This window comes from Streptomyces sp. NBC_01216, assembly GCF_035994945.1.
Lineage (GTDB): Bacteria > Actinomycetota > Actinomycetes > Streptomycetales > Streptomycetaceae > Streptomyces.
The window spans coordinates 2,267,038-2,285,964 of sequence record NZ_CP108677.1 but is presented as its reverse complement, the minus strand read 5'-3'; the positions used below and the strand labels follow the sequence as shown (position 1 = coordinate 2,285,964).

12 protein-coding genes are annotated in these 18,927 nt (G+C 73.3%); 7 read left to right on the top strand and 5 right to left on the bottom strand.

Going from position 1 to position 18,927, the window contains the following annotated elements:
- Positions 1–19: 19 nt before the first annotated feature.
- From OG393_RS09515 to fxsT, 7 genes are all read left to right on the top strand, one after another.
- The gene (locus tag OG393_RS09515) at positions 20–481 is read left to right on the top strand and encodes a CU044_2847 family protein (RefSeq protein WP_327374208.1); all 462 of its coding nucleotides are present in this window, start codon (positions 20–22) and stop codon (positions 479–481) included.
- Positions 478–2,526 carry a VMAP-C domain-containing protein gene (locus OG393_RS09510; RefSeq protein WP_327374207.1) on the top strand — a complete coding sequence of 683 codons (2,049 nt, stop codon included), beginning with the start codon at positions 478–480 and terminating at the stop codon, positions 2,524–2,526. Before OG393_RS09515 ends, OG393_RS09510 begins: the two co-directional genes overlap by 4 nt.
- A gap of 118 nt (positions 2,527–2,644) precedes the next feature.
- Entirely contained in the window at positions 2,645–3,646 is a 1,002-nt protein-coding gene (locus tag OG393_RS09505) for an AAA family ATPase (protein WP_327374206.1), read from the top strand.
- A 7-nt stretch (positions 3,647–3,653) separates the two neighbouring features.
- Positions 3,654–6,710 (top strand): SAV_2336 N-terminal domain-related protein, encoded by a 3,057-nt coding sequence (locus tag OG393_RS09500; protein WP_327374205.1) that lies wholly within the window; start codon positions 3,654–3,656, stop codon positions 6,708–6,710.
- Positions 6,711–6,848: 138 nt separating this feature from the next.
- The gene (locus tag OG393_RS09495) at positions 6,849–7,058 is read left to right on the top strand and encodes a hypothetical protein (RefSeq protein ID WP_327374204.1); all 210 of its coding nucleotides are present in this window, start codon (positions 6,849–6,851) and stop codon (positions 7,056–7,058) included.
- 75 nt (positions 7,059–7,133) lie between these two features.
- On the top strand, positions 7,134–8,414 hold the full coding sequence (locus tag OG393_RS09490) for an HEXXH motif domain-containing protein (protein ID WP_327374203.1): 1,281 nt from the start codon (positions 7,134–7,136) through the stop codon (positions 8,412–8,414).
- A gap of 58 nt (positions 8,415–8,472) precedes the next feature.
- Positions 8,473–11,496 carry an FxSxx-COOH system tetratricopeptide repeat protein gene (gene fxsT / locus OG393_RS09485; protein ID WP_327374202.1) on the top strand — a complete coding sequence of 1,008 codons (3,024 nt, stop codon included), beginning with the start codon at positions 8,473–8,475 and terminating at the stop codon, positions 11,494–11,496.
- A 117-nt stretch (positions 11,497–11,613) separates the two neighbouring features.
- Here the strand turns inward: fxsT and OG393_RS09480 are convergent, their stop codons facing one another.
- The 5 genes from OG393_RS09480 to OG393_RS09460 all read right to left on the bottom strand — a co-directional run bounded on the left by OG393_RS09480 (position 11,614) and on the right by OG393_RS09460 (position 18,912).
- Complete coding sequence (locus OG393_RS09480; protein WP_327374201.1) at positions 11,614–15,420, bottom strand: multifunctional oxoglutarate decarboxylase/oxoglutarate dehydrogenase thiamine pyrophosphate-binding subunit/dihydrolipoyllysine-residue succinyltransferase subunit; 3,807 nt, start codon at positions 15,418–15,420, stop codon at positions 11,614–11,616.
- 270 nt (positions 15,421–15,690) lie between these two features.
- A complete protein-coding gene (locus OG393_RS09475; protein ID WP_327374200.1) occupies positions 15,691–16,815 on the bottom strand; it encodes a HAMP domain-containing sensor histidine kinase in 1,125 nt (374 codons plus the stop codon).
- Entirely contained in the window at positions 16,812–17,549 is a 738-nt protein-coding gene (locus OG393_RS09470; protein WP_327374198.1) for a response regulator transcription factor, read from the bottom strand. The genes OG393_RS09475 and OG393_RS09470 overlap by 4 nt, the downstream gene beginning before the upstream one ends.
- 59 nt (positions 17,550–17,608) lie before the next feature.
- Entirely contained in the window at positions 17,609–18,274 is a 666-nt protein-coding gene (locus OG393_RS09465) for a spermidine synthase (protein WP_327374197.1), read from the bottom strand.
- A 131-nt stretch (positions 18,275–18,405) separates the two neighbouring features.
- Complete coding sequence (locus OG393_RS09460) at positions 18,406–18,912, bottom strand: hypothetical protein (protein WP_327374196.1); 507 nt, start codon at positions 18,910–18,912, stop codon at positions 18,406–18,408.
- Positions 18,913–18,927: the final 15 nt, after the last annotated feature.

Genomic DNA, 18,927 nt, shown 5'->3' with positions numbered 1-18,927 from the left:
TCGGGGAGCGGGGGCCGCTGTGGCGCACGGGATCGCTCGGATCCGACTGGACGACGGCACACCCGTCTGGGCCCGGATCAGCGGGGCGGACGAACTCGACCGGGGCGGCGGCTTCCAGGACACCGGCATCGGCGACCGGGTGGTCTCGATGGCCGGGGGACTCACGGACGTGGTACGCGGCGTCGTCGGCTCGCTGCGGGCCGGCCTCGACGCGCGGGCCCCCATGGAGGTCGCCGTCAGCTTCGGCGTCGAACTGTCCGCGCAGGCGGGAAAGGTGATCGGCGTCCTCGCCGACGGTGGCGGCACCGCCTCCGTCTCGGTCTCGCTGACCTGGACCGAGCCGGGCCCCGTCCCCGGCACGGCACCGCCAGCCGCCCCCGGACCCGCGACGGCCGGCGCGCCGATCCCCGCACCCCACACCCCCGGCCCCGCCCCCGATACCGGCCCGCCCCACCCCCCGGCGGCCGACGGCTCCGCATGAGCGCCCTGGACGCGCTCGTGCGCCCCGCGCTCGTGCGCATCGCCGCCCCCGGAGACGGGTATGACCCGCACGGCGACCGGTACTGGGGCAGCGGCTTCTTCATCGCCCCCGGCTGGGTCCTGACCTGTGCCCACGTCGTGGCCAAGGGGGGAAGCGCGGTGTGGAGACACGAGCGGGCCGTCGGCCTCAGCTGGCAGGACAGGGCCGCCACCGGCGAGGTGGTCCTCGCCGAACCGCGCCCCGAACGGCCCGGCCGGGACCTCACCCACTGGGACTTCCCGGACCTCGCCCTCGTCCGGGTTCCCGAAGCCCGGGACGTCTCCTGCGTCCGGCTGAGCGAACGACCGCCCGTCATCACGAAACCCATCCCGGTCAGCCTGCACGGCTGGTCCCGGCAGACCGGAAGGGTCGGCATCCGCCAGGCCGTCGGCGAGGCGCACGCCGTCGACGGCGGCGCGCTGCTGCTGCGCTGGACCCTGCCCGTGGAGGGGCTCTCCGGGGGCCCGGTCGTCGACCTCGCCCGGGGCACCGTCATCGGACTCAACAAGGGCCGCGGCCGGGACGAGGGCGCGGCCGTCCCGATCACCGCCCTGCGCGCACTGCACGACGCCCCCGGCGGCGAGATCCTCCACCAGGTGATGCGCGACCACGACCGCCACCACCTCGGCCGCTACCGTTCCCTCGCCGGGGCGCCCGACTGGACACGGGCACAGATACGGCTCCGGCCCCCCACCACTCAGGGCGTCGGACCCGGCCGCCGCGTCCACCTGTACGGGCGCCTCGCCGAACTGCCCCCGCCCGCCGGACCCGGCGAGGTCATGCACCTCGTCGACGAGGTCAAACGACGCGTCCTGCACGACGACTTCCAGTCGGTCCTCGAAGCGGACCCGCGCACCTGGCGGGAAGGGGTCGGCCTCCTCCACGAACTACGCGACCCCGCGCAGGAGGCACAGCAGGACCTCGGCCTCGACGCCGTGTTCCTCTACGCCGCCCTGGTCGCCCGGCACGTCACCGCCCGGCACGGCGACAGCCCCGCCCTGCGGAGCCTGGCCCGCTGGACCGGCGACGAGGCGGTCGAGGCGCACCCCGCCATCCGGCAGGAGATCGCCCGGCTCCTCGCCCCGGGACCGGACGCGGCCTCCGCCGTACGGGAGTCCCGGGCCCGCGCCGACGTCCTCGTGGAGATCGACACCCCGCACTACGGCACCCGCTTTCCCTGGCGGATCAAGCTCCTCTTCGACGGGCGCACGATCAGCCCGCTGCACCACGACGACCACGGCGTGGAGCGTGACAGGCTGGAGGAGACCCTGCGCGGGCCGCTCGCCGACGCGCTCAGCCACGGCGACAGCGGCGAACACCTGGCGGCCGTCGAGGCGGTGCTGCCCCTCGACCTCTTCGACCTGCCCGTCGACGCCTGGCGGCTCACACCCGATGACGAACTCCTCGGCCCGTACGCGCTCACCCTGGGACAGCAACGCACCGTCGTCATCCGGCACGCCGGCCGCCGGGCCGGACCGCCGTCGCACGAGTGGCTCAAACGCTGGCGGGCCGCCGAACACGGACCGCTCCGCGCGGTCCCGCTGCGCGCCGAGGTGGCCGCGGCCGGAACCGACGCCCACGCCCCACACCTGCGCCGGGAGACCCCACGGCAGTCGTTCGCCCGGCTCCTCGACGCCGAGGAGGGAGCCGTTCCGGTCTACTGCGGGCGGGTCGGCGCCGACGAGGGCCGCCGCGCCATGGCCGCCGCGCTCGCAGCGGGCCACCCCCTCGCCCTGTGGCGGACCGGCACGCACCCGCACGAGGACTGCGCCGACTTCCACGAGCGGGCGAACCGGCTGCTCGCGGAGGCGGGGCGGGCCGGCGGGCTGCACCGGCCGGTCCGCACCCTGCGGATCAGGGCGGGTGACGACGAAGCCGACCCCGGGGAACGGTCCGCCGACGCCTGGGCCGAGCATCTCGCCGTCCTGACGGACCCGCCCGACCGGCCACCGCACGCCCCGCCGCTCCAGGGTCCCCTCCTGCTGGGCGAAGAGGCCGCCCCATGACCGGACACCCGCCGCGACACCCGCCCCGAAGAACCGCCCCACGCCGGACGCCCCCAGCCCGCCCGGACGGAACCGCCGACGGGACCGGCCACCCCACCACAGCCAGGAGGAGCCCCTCGTGAACGATTGGCGGATCTACCGTGGTGCCGGCCACCCGCACGACGAGATCAGACGGCTCCCCCCGCCCCCGCCCTGGCGTGACTTCTCGGCCGGCGCCGCCGACGACACCCTGGCCGGCTCCGACCGGCGGCTCGGCGTACGCCGGCGGCTCGTCCGCAACCACCACCCCCGCCCCGCCGAGACCGACGCCGTCAACGCCGCCCTCTATCTGCGCCGCCCGCTCCTGGTCACCGGCAACCCCGGAACCGGGAAGTCCACGCTCGCCCACGCCGTCGCCCACGAACTCGGACTGGGCCGTGTCCTGCGCTGGCCGATCGTCAGCCGCTCCACCCTCCAGGACGGGCTCTACCGCTACGACGCCATCGGCCGCCTCCAGGACGTCCAGCTGGAACGCGCCCAGACCGGCGCACCCGGCCCGGCCGCCGCCGGTATCGGCTCGTACATCCGCCTGGGCCCGCTCGGCACCGCGCTGCTCCCCTCCGAACAGCCCCGCGTCCTACTCATCGACGAACTCGACAAGAGCGACCTCGACCTGCCCAACGACCTGCTGAACGCCCTGGAGGAAGGCGAGTTCGCCCTCCCGGAGCTGGAACGGCTCGCCGACCGCGAACCCGTCGTCGAGGTACTCACCGACGACGGCCGCAAGGTCCCGGTGCGCGGCGGACGGATCCGCTGCACCACCTTTCCGTTCATCGTGCTCACCTCCAACGGCGAACGGGACTTTCCCGCCGCCCTGTTGCGCCGCTGCATCCGGCTCGAACTGGAACCGCCCGGCGAGGAGCAGGTGCGCGCCATGATCGAGGCCCATCTCGGCACGGACGCCGCGACCGGCGAACAGAGCCTCGTCAGCCGCTTCCTGAACCGCGAGCCCGGCGAGGTCATCGCCACCGACCAGCTCCTCAACGCCCTCTACCTGACCCAGCACGCCCCGCGCACCGAGCGGGTGACCAGGGAACGCATCGCGGACATGCTCATGCAGCCGCTCGATCAGCCGAGGTGATGGCCGGATGCACCGGATGCATCTGGAAGAACTCACGCGCCGGCTCCGGGCCGGCGGCCGGCACCCCACCGCCGAGGAACTCGCGGACGCCGTCTGGCTCGCCCAGTGGCTCCCGGCCGGCCCGCCGGACCCGGCGGCGGGCCGGGCGGGCGGCCCGGCCGCCGCCCCGCCCCCCGGGAAGGGCGACGACCCGGACGGCCGGGAGTCACCCGGCACCGCGGGTGACGACGTCTCCGACCCCGGCCCCCCGCCACCCGCCCCGGAGACCGTCGCCCTCCACACACCGCACGGCGGCGCCCGCCCTGCCGACGGCGGCACGGAAGGCCGCGCCGCCCTGCGCGTCCGCGCCCCCGGCGCCAACGCCCTGCCCGGACTCCTCGGACTCCAGAAGGCCCTCCGACCGCTCCGCCACTACGCCCTGTTCCCGCCGCGCCCCGGCGAAGGAACCCTTGACGAGGAGGCGACCGCCGACCGCAGCGCCGCCGCCGGCGTCCTCACCCCGGTCCTCCGCCCGGCCGCCGGGCGCCGCCCGGACATCCAGCTCCTCATGGACACCGGCCCCGCCATGGTCGTCTGGACCCGGATGGTGGAGGAACTGCGCCAGGCCTGCCAGCAGTCCGGCGCCTTCCGCGACGTCCGGGTCCACCGGCTGTACGACACCGGCGCCGGTCCACCCCTGGTCACCACCACCACCGGAGCCGACGGCCACCCCCGGCTGCGTCCCGGCGACCAGCTCCACGACCCCACCGGCCGCTGCCTCACCCTCCTCGTGAGTGACTGCGTCGGCCCGCTCTGGCGGCGCGGCGCGGCCCAGCGGCTCATCCACCAGTGGCCCCGCAGCTCCCCGCTCGCCGTCGTCCAGCCGCTGCCCCCGAGGCTGTGGGCGCGCACCGCCCTGACCGTCGAACCCGGCACCCTGTCCCGCGCCACCGGTCCCGGCGGACGCACCCTCTTCCAGCCCGACGAGGAACCCTGGGAGCCCGCTCCCGACGACGCCCGAGCCGTGCCCGTCCTCACCCCGACCCCGGAAGCCTTCGCCTCCTGGGCCCGGCTGTTCAGCGGCCAGGGCACGGGTGCCGTCCGGGGGTGGGCCGCCCGGATCGGCCCCGGACCCGCGCGGACCGAGGCCCCGGCGGCGGGCACGCCGGCCCGGCCCCCGCGCGACGAGGACCTGCTGCGCGTGTTCCGCGCCGGCGCCTCCCCGGGCGCCCTGCGCCTCGCCGTCCATCTCGCCGCCGCCCCGCTGACCCTTCCCGTCATGCAGCTCGTCCAGCGCGCGATGCTGCCCGACACCGGCCCCATGGAACTCGCCGAAGTGCTCCTGAGCGGACTCCTGCGCCAACTGCCCGGCCCCACGCCGTACCCCTGCTACAGCTACCCGCCCGGCGTGCAGCGGCAGCTCCTCGGCTCCCTGGACCGCGGCGCGGCCGCCCTCGTCCTCAAACACTGCTCCGCCTACGTGGAGCGCAACTTCGGCCACGGCATGCGGAACTTCCCGGCCCTGGCCGCGGCCCGTCTCGCCGGACAGACCACCGAGGACGACGCGCCGCCGCCCGAGGAGACGGACGAGCCGACAGGCCCGGTGGGCCCCGAGCCCGAACTGTTCGCCCGCATCCCCGCGCGCGTGCTCCGCTTCTACCACCCCGACCTCGTCACCCCGGAACCGCTCACCGAGGCGCGTCGGCTGCTCGACCGGTGGCGCGGCCAGTCCGACCCCTCCTTGCTGAGCGTCGCCCGCGAGCGGGCCGAGGCGGCGCTCGCCGAGGACCCCGTCCGCGCCCGCGTGCTCCTCGGACGGGTGCTGTACGCCGAGGCGGGCACCGCGGCCGGCCGCGCCACCGCACGGCGTGGCGAGCTGCTGCGGCGCGCGGCGGCCGCACTGGACGGCGCGGCGGAGCTGACCGGCAGCGGCGAGGAGGAGGGGGCGCAGGCCCGTCTCGAACTGGCCGCCGCCCGCCACGCCCTGTGGCGGCACACCGGCGACGCCGCCCACCTGGACGCCGCGCTCCGCGCCCTGACGGGGGACCCGGCGGAATGGCCCGAAGACCACCACCACTCCCTTCACCTCCGGCGCGGCCGGCTCCTGCTGGCTCGCGGCGACGGACCCGGTGCGGTCGCCGCGCTGAGCGCCGCCCTCGCGACCGGGGAGACCGGCCCCGCCCTCCTCGACCTGGCCGACGCCCTCCGTCTCGCGGGCGGCGAACCCGCCCGGATCGCCTCCGTGCTGGACCGTGCCGAACCGCTGGTCGGCGAAGGGGGCGCCCTGCGTCTGCGCTGGACCACCGCCTGGGCCCGGCTCCACGACTCCGTCGGCGACGGACCGGCCACCGACGCTGCCTACGAACAGGCCACCCTGCTGGCGCCCGCCGACAGCGCGCGGCGCGGCCGGCTCCTGATGGCCTGGGGCGAATCGCTGCTGCGACGTGCCGCGACCGACGGCGGCACCCCGTCCGTCGACCGGGCCGAAGGGGTGCTGCGCGAGGCACTCACCGCGCTGCCCGCCGACGCGACCGAGCGGCACAAGGCCCGCATCCTGATCGGCAGCGTGCTGGCCCTGCGCTTTCACCGGGCCGGATTCCTGCCCGACCTGTTCGAAAGCCGCCACCTCCTGGAACAGGCCGTACGGACGACGGGGGAACCCGCGCTGAGCTGCGAGGCGTGGCTGCAACTCGCCAGAGTGAGACTGGAACTGAGCGAGACGTCCCGGGACGGGGTGCTCGGTGACGCGCTCACCGCCTACCAGCGCTGCTCCGAGGACGCCCGCTCCGCCCACGGCGACACCCCGGGCGCGGTCACCGGAGCGCGCGCCCTGCACGCCGAGGGCGCGGTCCTGCGGCTCATGGGCCGCACCGCGCGGGCGGAGGCGGTGCTGCGGGCCGCGGCCGAGCGGTGGCGGCGGCTGGTGGCCGCCCTGGTGGAGGTCGACCGGGGCGACGTCGAGCGGACCCTGAGCCTGCTCGCGGAGGTGACGGCACAGCAGGCCGCCCGTCCGGTGCGGCTCTCCGCCGACGAACGCCGCCGGACCGCTCCGCCCTGGTGGACCTGGAACGGGGGCGCCGGATAGGCGCCACGGAGACGGCTGGACAACAGGGGCGTGAATGGGCGCAGTTGAGTCGAACGGGTTTCTGCCTCACCGGCGTCGGGAAGAACCGCTGCGCCGCTACGACCGTGGGGGACAAGGGTCGGTGAGGAGGAACCGAGGGTGTTGCAGCGCACGGAGTGGGCGACCGGTACCGACCGGGATGCCGCGGGATCTCCGCAGCTTCCCGATCTCGCGGCCTTCGACCTGCGAACCTTGCGCCGTACCGAGGATCCGGACCTGGAGGCAGCCGTCCGCCGCGTCCTGCTGCGCTCCGGCGAACTCGTGGAGTTCTGGGCCGAGGGGGCGGGCGGCAACCACCACCACTCCTGACCGCGGGCCCCGGTCCGACCGGCGTTTTCCGGTCAGATCCGGTCGGCGCCCGGCCGTCGTGACAGGGGGGCCGGAATGAGGCTTCCCCCGCCGTCCTCCGCCGTACTCGGCGCACTCGCCCGCACTCGGCCCGCATCGGAGGGGACCGCGCTGCTGCGCTCCGCCCTGCGCGCCCGCCGCCTGGTGCTCCTCAAGTCCCTGCTGGTCCGTGCCCGGCGGGACCGCGACGCCGTCGACCCCACCGTCCTCCGCCGGTTCGAGACGTCCTGGCATCTGCTCGAACAGACCGAGCGGCGCCACCCCGGCGTCGTCCGGGACCTGCTCGACTACCCCACGACCGGCGTGTGGCTGGCCGTGGCGCTCGCCGGACCGACCGGTCCCGCCTTCGACCGGCACCTCGACCGGCTGGAGGTCCTCGCCGTGACCGGCGCGCTCCGTGCGGGTCGCCCCCTCGACCTGGCCGTCGAGGCACCGGACGGCCTGCTCTCGCTGCCCGGCGTGGGGCGCCTGCGGCTGCCGAGCGCGGGCCCGGTCCGCATCCGGGCGCGGTCCCGCGTGGTCCGGCTGCACGCCGAGGGCGGAAGCCCGGCCGCCCCCACCGTCCTGCTCCTCACCGACCGCCGCGCCGGCACCCTCGTCGGGCGCGGTCCCGCCTGGACCGGGCTGCCCCTGCTGCCCGGGTCCACCGCGCGCCTGGACGACCTGGACCCCTACCGGGTGCCGCCCGGCGGATTCGGCGACCCGCTCCGCAGGGCGGCCGACCACACCGACACCGACCGGCCCGGCTGGGTGGCCCACTGGCGGGACGCCCACGAACTGCTCGCGCGGACGGACAGCGACCGGGCGGCCGAGACCCGCCGGGCCGTACGCCTCCTCGTCCCGCTCACCCCGAACGGACCGCGGTCCGTCGGCGCCACCCTGAGCGCCGCACCCGGCGCCGTACTGTCCTCCCCGGCCGCCGGGGGGCCCGATCTGGCGGAGACCCTGGTGCACGAGATCCACCACGGCAAACTCGCCACCCTGCACGAAGCCGTCCCGCTGTACCGGCCCGGGCGGGCCGCCCTGCACCGGGTCGGCTGGCGTCCCGATCCGCGCCCGGTCGCCGGGGTGTTCCAGGGCGCCTACGCGCACCTGGCCCTGGCCGACCTCTGGCGCCGCACCGCGACCGCCACACAGGTGCCGGCGCCCTGGCGCACCCATGCCGGGCAGCAGTTCGACGATATCCACGATCAGGTGGGCGAGGCATTGGCGATCCTGCTTGAATCCGATGAACTGACCAATGAGGGAAGGGAGTTCGCCCGACAAATGGCGGGGCACCACGCGAGCCTCGGCGCGGCCCCCAGGGCCTCTGGGTGACACTGTGCCCAGGGCAGATCACACTGCGTTGCGCGGGAGTGGGACGGGAGACGGAGAGATGGCGGAACAACGGCCGGGCGGTGGAGCGGTGGACAGCGGCAGGGCCGCCCCCGAACACGTCCTCGTGGTCTTCCCCGGCTACCACCGACCGTGGGCGGCCTGGCTCGGCCAGCGCCTCGAAGCACAGGGCGTCCGCGTCACCCTCCAACGTTGGGACCCGCCCCGCGAGGTGGCGCTGGAGGACTCGCTCGGCGACCTGCTGCTCGCCCGGGGCCGTGTCCTCCTGGTCCTCAACGACTGGTTCTTCGACATCGGCCCCCGCCCCGCGGGCGAGTGGAACGACGTGCTGCGCGGCTTCGTCGCCGCACACGCCGACCGCTTCGCGGCCGTCAACCTCACCAACAGGCCCCTCCTCCCCGCCACCGCCGTCCTCGAGCCGGTCAGCCTCTGGGGCGTCGGGGAGGACGAGGCCGAGGCACGGCTGTTCAGCAGGCTCGGCATCGAACCCCGCCGCTCCGCCGCCCGCCGCCTGCCGTCCGGCGCGAAGGTCCGCTACCCCGACACCCCACCCGAGGTCTGGGGCGAGGTCCCGCGCCGCAACTCCCGCTTCACCGGCCGCGACGATCTCCTGACCACCCTCCAGGAACGGCTCATGGACGCCGAACGCGGCAACGCGGCCTGCACCCTCCTCGGCATGTCCGGCATCGGCAAGACCCAGATCGCCGCCGAGTACGCCCACCGCTTCAGCCCCGACTACGACGTGATCTGGTGGGTCAACTCCGACGACCGCAACGTCCAGCGCGACCGCTTCGGCGAACTCGCCGCCGAACTCCGCCTGGCCAGCGGCAACGAGCCCGGCGAACGCATCCGGGCGGTCCGCGAGGCCCTGCGCCGCGGCGACCCGCACGCCCGCTGGCTCGTCGTCTTCGACGGATGGGACGACACCGACGGCGCGCCCGTACTGCTGCCGCACGGCCCCGGCCACGTCCTGATCACCTCACGCAACCGCGCCTGGGGCGACCACACCGACGTCGTCGAGGTCCCCGGCTTCGACCGCGCCGAGTCCACCGCCTACCTGATGCGCCGCGCACCCCACATCACCGCGCCCCAGGCCGACGAGGTCGCCGCCGAGTTCGGCGACGTCCCGCTCCCGCTCGTCCAGGCCGCCTCCTGGCTCGGCGAGTCCGGCATGGAGGTCCCCGAGTACCTGCGCATGGTCCGCGACGGCCGGCTGTCCACGGTGGACGAACCCTCCGCCGGCGACGGCTTCCCCCACGCCTCGCTGACCTCCTGGTCGATACTGATCAACCGGCTCCGCCGCTCCCAGCCCCAGGCCATCGACGTCCTCAGCCTGTGCGCCTCCTTCGCCCCCGGCCGGATCCCGCTCGGCATCGTCCGCGCCTACCCCCAGGCCGAACTGCCCGAGGACCTGCGCTGGATGGCCACCGACCTGCCCGCCTGGACCCGGGCCCTGGACACCCTGGTCAACTACTCGGTGCTCACCCGCGAGTCCCGCGGACCCGCCACCAGCGTCGAGATGGAACCTCACCAGGAGTCCGTGCACATGCACCGGCTCGTCCACGACATCGTCGCCCGCCTCACCGACGGCGAGCACCGCGACGCGCACCGCAGGGCCGTCCGCACCCTGATCGCCGAGGCCGATCCCGGCAACCCCATGGACAGCCGCCACTGGCCCCGCTACGCCGAACTCCTCCCGCACCTGGAGCCCTCCGGCGCACTCTCCAGCCGGGCCCCGCGCATCCAGTCCGCCGTCCTCAACTGCCTCCGCTACTGCTTCCGCAGCGCCGAGTTCCGCGCCGGCGTCCGCCTCGCCGAGAAGATCCGGGAGCACTGGTCCACCTTCATGGAACCGCTCGCCCCCGCCATGCTGGAGCTGACCACGCAGGAAGGCAACATCCTGCGCTCCCACGGTCGCTTCCGGGACGCCTACGAACTCGACCTCGCCCTGCGCCGACGGCTCGACGCGGCCCCCGACCGCGACGAACTCGGCTCGCTGCGCTCCACCGTCGCCATCGCCAGCGACCTGCGCTTCCTCGGCCAGTACCGCGAGTCCGAACGCATCCAGCGCGCCTGCCTCGCCGAGTCGCGGCGCCTCCTCGGCGAGACCGAGTTCCTCACCCTCGTCGCCCGCCACAACCTGGGCGTCGTCCTGCGGATGCTCGGCCGCTACCAGGAGGCGTACGACGAGGACGTCGAATCGCTGTCCCGCAGCGAGAGCCTGCTACGCGCCCGCCACGCCCACAGCCTCAACTCCAGCAACGCCGTCGCCCAGGACCTCCGGCTGCTCGGCCGCTACCGTGAGGCCCTGGCTCGCCAGGAGGCCAACGTCCGGGTCCACGTCCAGGTCCTCGGCGCCCAGCACCTCCAGACCCTGTACGCCCGCTCCCAACTCGCCCTGTGCCGCCGCCGTGAGGGCGGCTTCCAGCAGGACCTCGGCGCCACCATGGCGAGCCTGCTCGAACAACTGGAACAGGTCCACGGCCGCGGCCACTACGTGACCCTGTCCTCCATCAACAACTACGCCAACTACCTCCGCGAGCACGGCGACCTCGACCACGCCCGCGAACTCAGCAACGAGGCCGAGGCCGGCTACCGCGCCCTCCTCGGCCCCGCCCACCCCGTGGCCACCGGCGTCCTCGCCAACACCGCCCTCGTCATGCAGGCGGCCGGAGAACGCGCCGACGCCATGGTGATGATGGAGGGCGCGCTCGCCGGGCTGACCGCCACCCTGGGCCCCGACCATCCCTGGGTCCTGGGCTGCGCGCTCAACGCCACCGCCGCCCGCAACTTCAACGGCCGGGTGGCGGACGCCGCCGAACTCAGCCGGGACACCCTCCGGCGCGCCCGGCACGCCCTGGGCAACGAGCACCCCCTCACCCTCTCCTGCCAGGTCGCGCTCGCCACCGACCTCCGCGGCCTGCGCGAGGTCGAGGAGGCCGCGAAGATCGAGGAGGACGCGCTGCTCACCCTCACCCGGACGCTCGGCGCGCAGCACCCGCACACGCTCTCCGCCCGCCAGCGCAACCGCCCCTACTGGGACTTCGAGGCCAACCTCGGCTGAGACTGAGAGCCTGTCGGGCGGCCTTCGGTCGACAGGCTCTGACCGCGCCACGGCACGCCGGAGGCCCGGCACCCGCGAGGGTGCCGGGCCTCCTTCCGTGCCGGGACGGGCAGCGGATCAGGCGTCGAAGACCTCGTTGGCCAGCTGCTGCTGCTCGGCCTGGTGACGCTTGGCCGAACCGACCGCCGGGGACGAGGAGTGCGGACGCGAGATCCGGCGCAGGCGCTCGCCCTGCGGGATGTCGGCGCCGACCGCCAGGTCCAGGTGGTCGATCAGGTTGAGCGCGATGAACGGCCAGGCACCCTGGTTCGCCGGCTCCTCCTGCGCCCACAGGTACTTCTCGGCGTTCGGGTACTTGGCGATCTCGGCCTGGACCTCGGCACCCGGCAGCGGGTACAGGCGCTCCAGACGGATGATCGCCGTGTCCGTGACACCGCGCTTCTGCCGCTCGGCCTCCAGGTCGTAGTAGACCTTGCCCGCGCAGAAGACGACCTTGCGGACATCGGCCGGGTTCACCGAGTCGTCGCCGATCACCGGGCGGAAGCCGCCAGTGGTGAACTCCTCCACCTTCGACGCCGCGGCCTTCAGACGCAGCATCGACTTCGGCGTGAAGACGATGAGCGGCTTGTGGTGCGGGTTGTGGACCTGCCAGCGCAGCAGGTGGAAGTAGTTCGACGGCAGGGTCGGCATGGCGACCGTCATGTTGTCCTGCGCGCACATCTGCAGGAAGCGCTCCGGGCGGGCGGACGAGTGGTCCGGGCCCTGGCCCTCGTAGCCGTGCGGCAGGAGCAGCGTGACGCCGGAGGTCTGGCCCCACTTCTGCTCGGCCGAGGAGATGAACTCGTCGACGACGGTCTGGGCGCCGTTGACGAAGTCACCGAACTGGGCCTCCCAGACGACCAGGGAGTCCGGGCGGGCCAGCGAGTAGCCGTACTCGAAGCCCATCGCCGCGTACTCGCTGAGCAGCGAGTCGTAGACGTTGTAGTGGGCCTGGTCGTCGGTCAGGTAGAGCAGCGGGGTGTAGTCCTCACCGGTCTCCTGGTCCACCAGGACCGCGTGGCGCTGGCCGAAGGTGCCACGGCGCGAGTCCTGGCCGGACAGCCGGACCGGGGTGCCCTCCATCAGCAGCGAGCCGATGGCGAGGGTCTCGCCGAAGCCCCAGTCGATCGTGCCGTCGTCGACGGACGCCGCGCGACGCTGCATCTGCGGCATCAGACGCGGGTGGACCGTGATCCGCTCCGGGACGTTGACCTGGGACTCGGCGATCCGCTTCACGACCTCCTGGGAGACCGCGGTGGTGACCGTGACCGGGAACTCCGGCTGCGGGTCCGGGACGTGCGCCGGGGCCGGCGCGGAGGTGGCCTCGCGGACCTCGGCGAAGACCTTCTCCAGCTGGCCCTGGAAGTCCTGGAGCGCCTGCTCCGCCTCTTCCAGCGTGATGTCGCCGCGACCGATGAGCGACTCGGTGTACAGCTTGCGCACCGAACGCTTCTTGTCGATCAGGTTGTACATCTGCGGGTTGGTGAACTGCGGGTTGTCGCCCTCGTTGTGACCGCGGCGGCGGTAGCAGATGAGGTCGATCACGACGTCCTTGTTGAACGTCTGGCGGAACTCGAAGGCGAGCCGCGCGACACGGACCACGGCCTCCGGGTCGTCGCCGTTCACGTGGAAGATCGGCGCCTCGATCATGCGGGCCACGTCGGTCGCGTACATCGAGGAACGCGAGGATTCCGGGGCCGCGGTGAAGCCGACCTGGTTGTTGATGACGATGTGGACCGTGCCGCCGGTGCGGTAGCCGCGCAGCTGCGACATGTTCAGCGTCTCGGCGACCACACCCTGGCCGGCGAAGGCCGCGTCGCCGTGCAGGGCGACGGGCAGGACGGTGAAGTCCGTGCCGCCCTTGTTGATGACGTCCTGCTTGGCGCGGACGACACCCTCCAGGACCGGGTCGACGGCCTCCAGGTGCGAGGGGTTGGCGACCAGCGAGACCTTGATCTGCTCACCGTCCAGGCCCGTGAAGGTGCCCGAAGCGCCCAGGTGGTACTTCACGTCGCCGGAGCCGTGCATCGACTTCGGGTCGAGGTTGCCCTCGAACTCGCGGAAGATCTGCGCGTAGGACTTTCCGACGATGTTGGCGAGGACGTTCAGCCGGCCGCGGTGGGCCATGCCGATGACGACCTCGTCCAGCCGGGACTCGGCGGCGGAGTCGATGACCGCGTCGAGCAGCGGGATGACGGACTCGCCGCCCTCCAGCGAGAACCGCTTCTGACCGACGTACTTGGTCTGGAGGAAGGTCTCGAATGCCTCCGCGGCGTTCAGCCGGCGCAGGATACGCAGCTGCTCCTCGCGCTCCGGCTTGGAGTGCGTGCGCTCGACGCGGTCCTGGATCCACTTGCGCTGCTTCGGGTCCTGGATGTGCATGAACTCGACGCCGGTGGTGCGGCAGTACGAGTCGCGCAGGACGCCGAGGATGTCGCGGAGCTTCATCATCGACTTGCCGGCGAAACCGCCCACCGCGAAGTCGCGCTCCAGGTCCCACAGGGTGAGACCGTGCTCGGTGATGTCCAGATCGGGGTGCTTGCGCTGGCGGTACTCCAGCGGGTCGGTGTCGGCCATGACGTGGCCGCGGACCCGGTAGGAGTGGATCAGCTCGAAGACCCGGGCGGCCTTGGTGACGTCGTCGTCGTGCGAGGCGTCGATGTCCTTGAGCCAGCGCACCGGCTCGTAGGGGATGCGCAGGGCCTTGAAGATGTCGTCGTAGAAGCCGTTCTCGCCGAGGAGGAAGTTGGCGACGACGCGCAGGAACTCGCCGGAGGCGGCGCCCTGGATGACCCGGTGGTCGTACGTCGAGGTCAGCGTCATGACCTTCGAGATGCCCAGCTTGTTCAGGGTGTCCTGGGAAGTGCCCTGGAACTCGGCCGGGTAGTCCATCGAGCCGACGCCCATGATCACGGACTGTCCGGGCATCAGGCGGGGCACGGAGTGGACGGTGCCGAGGCCGCCGGGGTTGGTCAGCGAGACCGTGACGCCGGAGAAGTCCTCCATCGTGAGCTTGCCGACCCGGGCGCGCTTGACGATGTCCTCGTATGCCTGCCAGAACTCGAAGAAGTTCAGCGTCTCGGCCTTCTTGATGCCCGCGACGACGAGCTGGCGGTCGCCGTTCGGCTTCACCAGGTCGATCGCGAGACCGAAGTTCACGTGCTCCGGCTTGATCAGGGTCGGCTTGCCGTCCTTCTCCGCGAAGGAGTGGTTCATCGACGGCATGGCCTTGATCGCCTGCACCATCGCGTAGCCGATCAGGTGCGTGAAGGAGATCTTCCCGCCCCGGGCGCGCTTGAGGTGGTTGTTGATCACGATCCGGTTGTCGAAGAGCAGCTTCACCGGGACGGCGCGGACGGACGTGGCCGTCGGCACCTCCAGCGAGGCGTTCATGTTCTTCGCGACCGCGGCGGCGGGGCCGCGCAGCGTGATCAGCTCGGGTCCGGCGGTGGCGGCGGCCGGAGCCTTGGCGGCGGGAGCGGGAGCGGGAGCGGGAGCCTTGGCCGGAGCCGGGGCGGGCTTCGCGGGCGCCGGCGCGACCGCGGCGGGCCGGGCCGGGGTCGGCGCAGGCGCGGCCTGTGCGGGACCCGCCTGCGGAGCGGCCGGCGCGCTCGGAGTGGCCGGGGAGCTCGGCGCGGCTCCGGCCGCCCCCGCGGCGGCGGGAGTCTCCGACGAGCCGGGCTTGTAGTCGGCGAAGAAGTCCCACCAGGCACGATCGACCGAATGAGGGTCCTCGAGGTACTGCTGGTAGATCTCGTCGACGAGCCACTCATTGGCGCCGAAGGCGGTCGCAGGGTTCTGACCCTGCCCGTCTTGGCCCGTGATGGGGGTACCACCCGCCCGGAGGCTGGGGGAGCTCGAGTTACTGGGGGACTGAGACGACACGGCGGTAACCGCCCTCTTCCGCTTCACAAGGTGATGGACAGCGGAAATAAAGGCTACGCCTCCCTGGCCGAGAGGTGCAGGCCGGGCACTCCAACGTCGCGCAAGTCACACTTGAAGGGGTGTTTCGGAGCAGGGAATGGCGGGAAACAAGCGAGGTTCTGCCCACTCGCGGGTACGCGAGGAGGCGGCTGCGGTCCGGTTTGGTCCGCATCCCTGATCACGTCCTGTACAGGTAGACGCAGAACGTGTGCTTCCGGTTCGAACCCTACGTCAAGCCCGTGCCGGAATGCTGCCCGGAAGAGTGATATGTATGCGGCAGCCGCGTGACGATTCGGCCACTCCGATGCTGCCGCCGTGCAGATCCACCGCCCAGCGGGCGATCGCCAGGCCCAGACCCGTGCCGCCGTCGGCGCCCGGACCGGCCTGTGACGGCACCGATCCCCGGTTGAACCGCTCGAAGACCGTGTGCCGCAGCGCCTCCGGAATGCCGGGGCCCTCGTCCTCGACCTCCAGCTCCAGCGAGTCCGGCCACGGCCCGCGCCGCGCGTGCACCGTCACCCGGCCGTGCGAGGGCGAGTGCTTCACCGCGTTGTCGATGAGGTTCGCCACCACCTGGTGCAGCCGCTCCGCGTCCGCGTACGCCGCCAGATCGGGCGGCGACACGTCCAGGTGCAGATGGACGTCCGTACGGTTGTGCAGCCCCGAACTGGTCGACAGGCCCCGCTGGGACGCCGCCAGATTGGCCTCGCGGAGCACCCCCGACAAATACGGCCACACCTCCAGACGCCGCACCTTCAAGGTGGTGACACCGTTGTCGAGACGCGACAGGTCCAGCAGCGTCTCCACCAGCCGGCCGAGCCGCTCGGTCTGCTGCAACGCCGTCCGCATGGTCTCCGGGTCCGCATCGGAGACCCCGTCCACCACGTTCTCCAGCACGGCGCGGAGCGCGGCGATGGGGGTGCGCAGCTCGTGCGACACGTTGGCGACCAGCTCCTTGCGGTGCCGGTCGACGGCCTCCAGATCGTCCGCCATGCGGTTGATCGTCGAGGCGAGGTCGCCCAGCTCGTCGCGCCGGTCCGCGCCGCGCACCCGCCGGCCGAAGTCCCCGCGTGAGATCGACCCCGCCACCGCGTTCATCTCGTCCAGCGGTGCCGTCAGCGACTGCGCCACGAACTGGGTGATCAGCAGGGTCGCGATCATCGCGAAGATGGTGATGTAGCGGAACTCCGTGGAGGTCCGGATCGCCACCAGCGCCAGGCCCGAGGTCAGCAGGACCGCCCCGACGACCAGCGCGCCCAGCTTGGTCTTGATGGAGATGGCGATCTTGCGCCGACGGACGCCGGACCCCGCTCCGGTGTGCCCCGTGTGCCCGGCGTGCGGCGCTCGTGGGCTCATGAGAGCGTGCTCTCCAGGGCGTAGCCGACCCCGTGCACGGTGCGGATCCGCTCGGCCCCGATCTTCCTGCGGAGCGCCTTGACGTGGCTGTCCACGGTCCGGGTACCGGACGCGTCGGCCCAGTCCCACACCTCCGCCAGCAGCTGTTCGCGGGAGAGGACCGCCCGCGGGGTGTTCGCCAGGCAGACCAGCAGGTCGAACTCGGTCGGGGTCAGGTGGACGTCCTCGCCCCGCACCCGGACCCGGCGCTGGGCGTGGTCGAGCTCCAGGTCGCCCAGGCGCAGGATTCCGCTGCGCGGGGTCACCGCGGCCAGCGTGGCCCGTTCCACCCGGCGCAGCAGCACGTGGACGCGCGCCGCCAGCTCGCGCATCGAGAACGGCTTCGTCATGTAGTCGTCCGCGCCGACGCCCAGGCCCACGAGCATGTCCGTCTCGTCGTCACGCGCCGTGAGCATGAGGACGGGCACCGGCCGCCGGGCCTGGACCCGGCGGCACACCTCCAGACCGTCGAAGCCCGGCAGCATCACGTCGAGGACCATCAGGTCGGGTTGCCACGCCTCGGCGGCGTCCACGGCCGCGGGCCCGTCGGCCGCGGTGTGGACGAGAAAGCCCTCCGCGCGCAGTCGGGCGGCGATCGCGTCGACGATCGTCGTGTCGTCCTCCACGACCAGCACCCGTCGCTGAGCGCCCGGAGTGGCCGCCGCACCGTGATGAGTGGTGTGTGTCTGCTCCATCGCCCCGCCTCGCTCGCTGGTGGTCGGCCAGCAGCCTAGAGGCAGTGGGAGCATCCCGGCTACGCAGGCCGGATGCCGAGGTGCACCACGTCGGGGACGCCCCGGGCAACTGGGATCTCTTCCGTCCGTACCTCGCTGAATCCGGCATTCCGCAATGACTCTTCGAAATCGGCCGAGGGGCGCGCGGACCAGACGGCGAGCACGCCGCCGGGGTTGAGCCGGGCCGCGCAGTGCGCCAACCCCGAGGCGGAGTAGAGGTGTTCGTTGTCCTCGGTGACGGTCCAGTCCGGTCCGTTGTCGATGTCCAGGCAGAGCGCGTCGTAGGTGTCGGACGAGACGCGGAGGTACTCCACCAGGTCCGTGTGCAGGATCACGCAGCGCGGATCGCCGAGCGCCTCCCCGGAGAGCCCGGCCAGCGGCCCCCGCCGGTGCCAGTCGATGATCGCCTCCTCGCGCTCGGCCACCACGATCCGCGCCCAGCGCGGGTCGGCGGCGGCGTGCGCCAGGGAGAAGCCGACTCCCAGGCCGCCGATCAGGACGGACGGGCCGAGGCGGTCGCCGAGGGCGTCCCTCGCCGCGTCGATCAGCAGCCGCTCGGAGCGTCCGTCGGACGTGTCCATCAGGAACGTGCCGTTGGCGATGATCTCGAAATGCTCGTCGCGCCGGCGGAGGACCACCTCCCCGTAGGGGCCTTCGCGGCGGTCGAGGGTGACGGGGGTCGGCATGGTGACACTCACTCCGGTTCTCGGCTCGCGGGAACGACCCGGCCATCCTCGCCGTGGGCCGGCGGCCGGGACAAACCGCGGGGGGTGGCGGGCCGCGGAGAGGGCGGTCACGGGGGCGGGCGGGCCTCCGGTCAGGGGCTGGTCGGCGGGCCGCCGTCGGGAAGGGCCGCGAAGACCCGCCGGAGCGCCGGCGGGCGCTCGTCGTCCGTGGCGACGACCACCCGGGACCCGTACGTGATGACGTACTCGAAGCCGTCGTAGACCGTCTTCCCGCTCGGCCGGGCGGGCACCGCGGCGAACGCCGGGTCCTCCAGCGCCGCGCGCAGTTCCGCGACCTCCGCGGGCTCCATCCGGCCGGTGCGTGGCGGCTTCGTGCCGGAACGGGTGGTGTACGAGCCGTCGTAGCGGACGACCAGCCGGTTCCGGACACCGGCGAAGCCACCGCTGACCTCCAGGTCGACCAGGACTTCCCGGGGAGCCGGTTCCCCGCTGTTCTTCGCGGTGCCGCGCCCCGGTTCGGACGGTCCGCTGGTGCCGTCCGTCCCACATCCGGCCAGCGCCACCAGCGGCACCAGTGCCACGGCCGCGCCCCATCGGCCCACCCTGTACCGTCCGCCTCCGCCGCTCCTGTCCGCCATGCTCCCGAGCATGCC

Excerpts from the sequence above, each read along its gene's own strand:
- OG393_RS09510 (WP_327374207.1), top strand. The coding sequence starts at position 478 with ATGAGCGCCCTGGACGCGCTCGTGCGCCCCGCGCTCGTGCGCATCGCC.
- OG393_RS09500 (WP_327374205.1), top strand. The coding sequence starts at position 3,654 with ATGCACCGGATGCATCTGGAAGAACTCACGCGCCGGCTCCGGGCCGGC.
- OG393_RS09490 (WP_327374203.1), top strand. The coding sequence starts at position 7,134 with ATGAGGCTTCCCCCGCCGTCCTCCGCCGTACTCGGCGCACTCGCCCGC.
- fxsT (WP_327374202.1), top strand. The coding sequence starts at position 8,473 with ATGGCGGAACAACGGCCGGGCGGTGGAGCGGTGGACAGCGGCAGGGCC.
- OG393_RS09475 (WP_327374200.1), bottom strand. The coding sequence starts at position 16,815 with ATGAGCCCACGAGCGCCGCACGCCGGGCACACGGGGCACACCGGAGCG.
- OG393_RS09470 (WP_327374198.1), bottom strand. The coding sequence starts at position 17,549 with ATGGAGCAGACACACACCACTCATCACGGTGCGGCGGCCACTCCGGGC.
- OG393_RS09465 (WP_327374197.1), bottom strand. The coding sequence starts at position 18,274 with ATGCCGACCCCCGTCACCCTCGACCGCCGCGAAGGCCCCTACGGGGAG.
- OG393_RS09460 (WP_327374196.1), bottom strand. The coding sequence starts at position 18,912 with ATGGCGGACAGGAGCGGCGGAGGCGGACGGTACAGGGTGGGCCGATGG.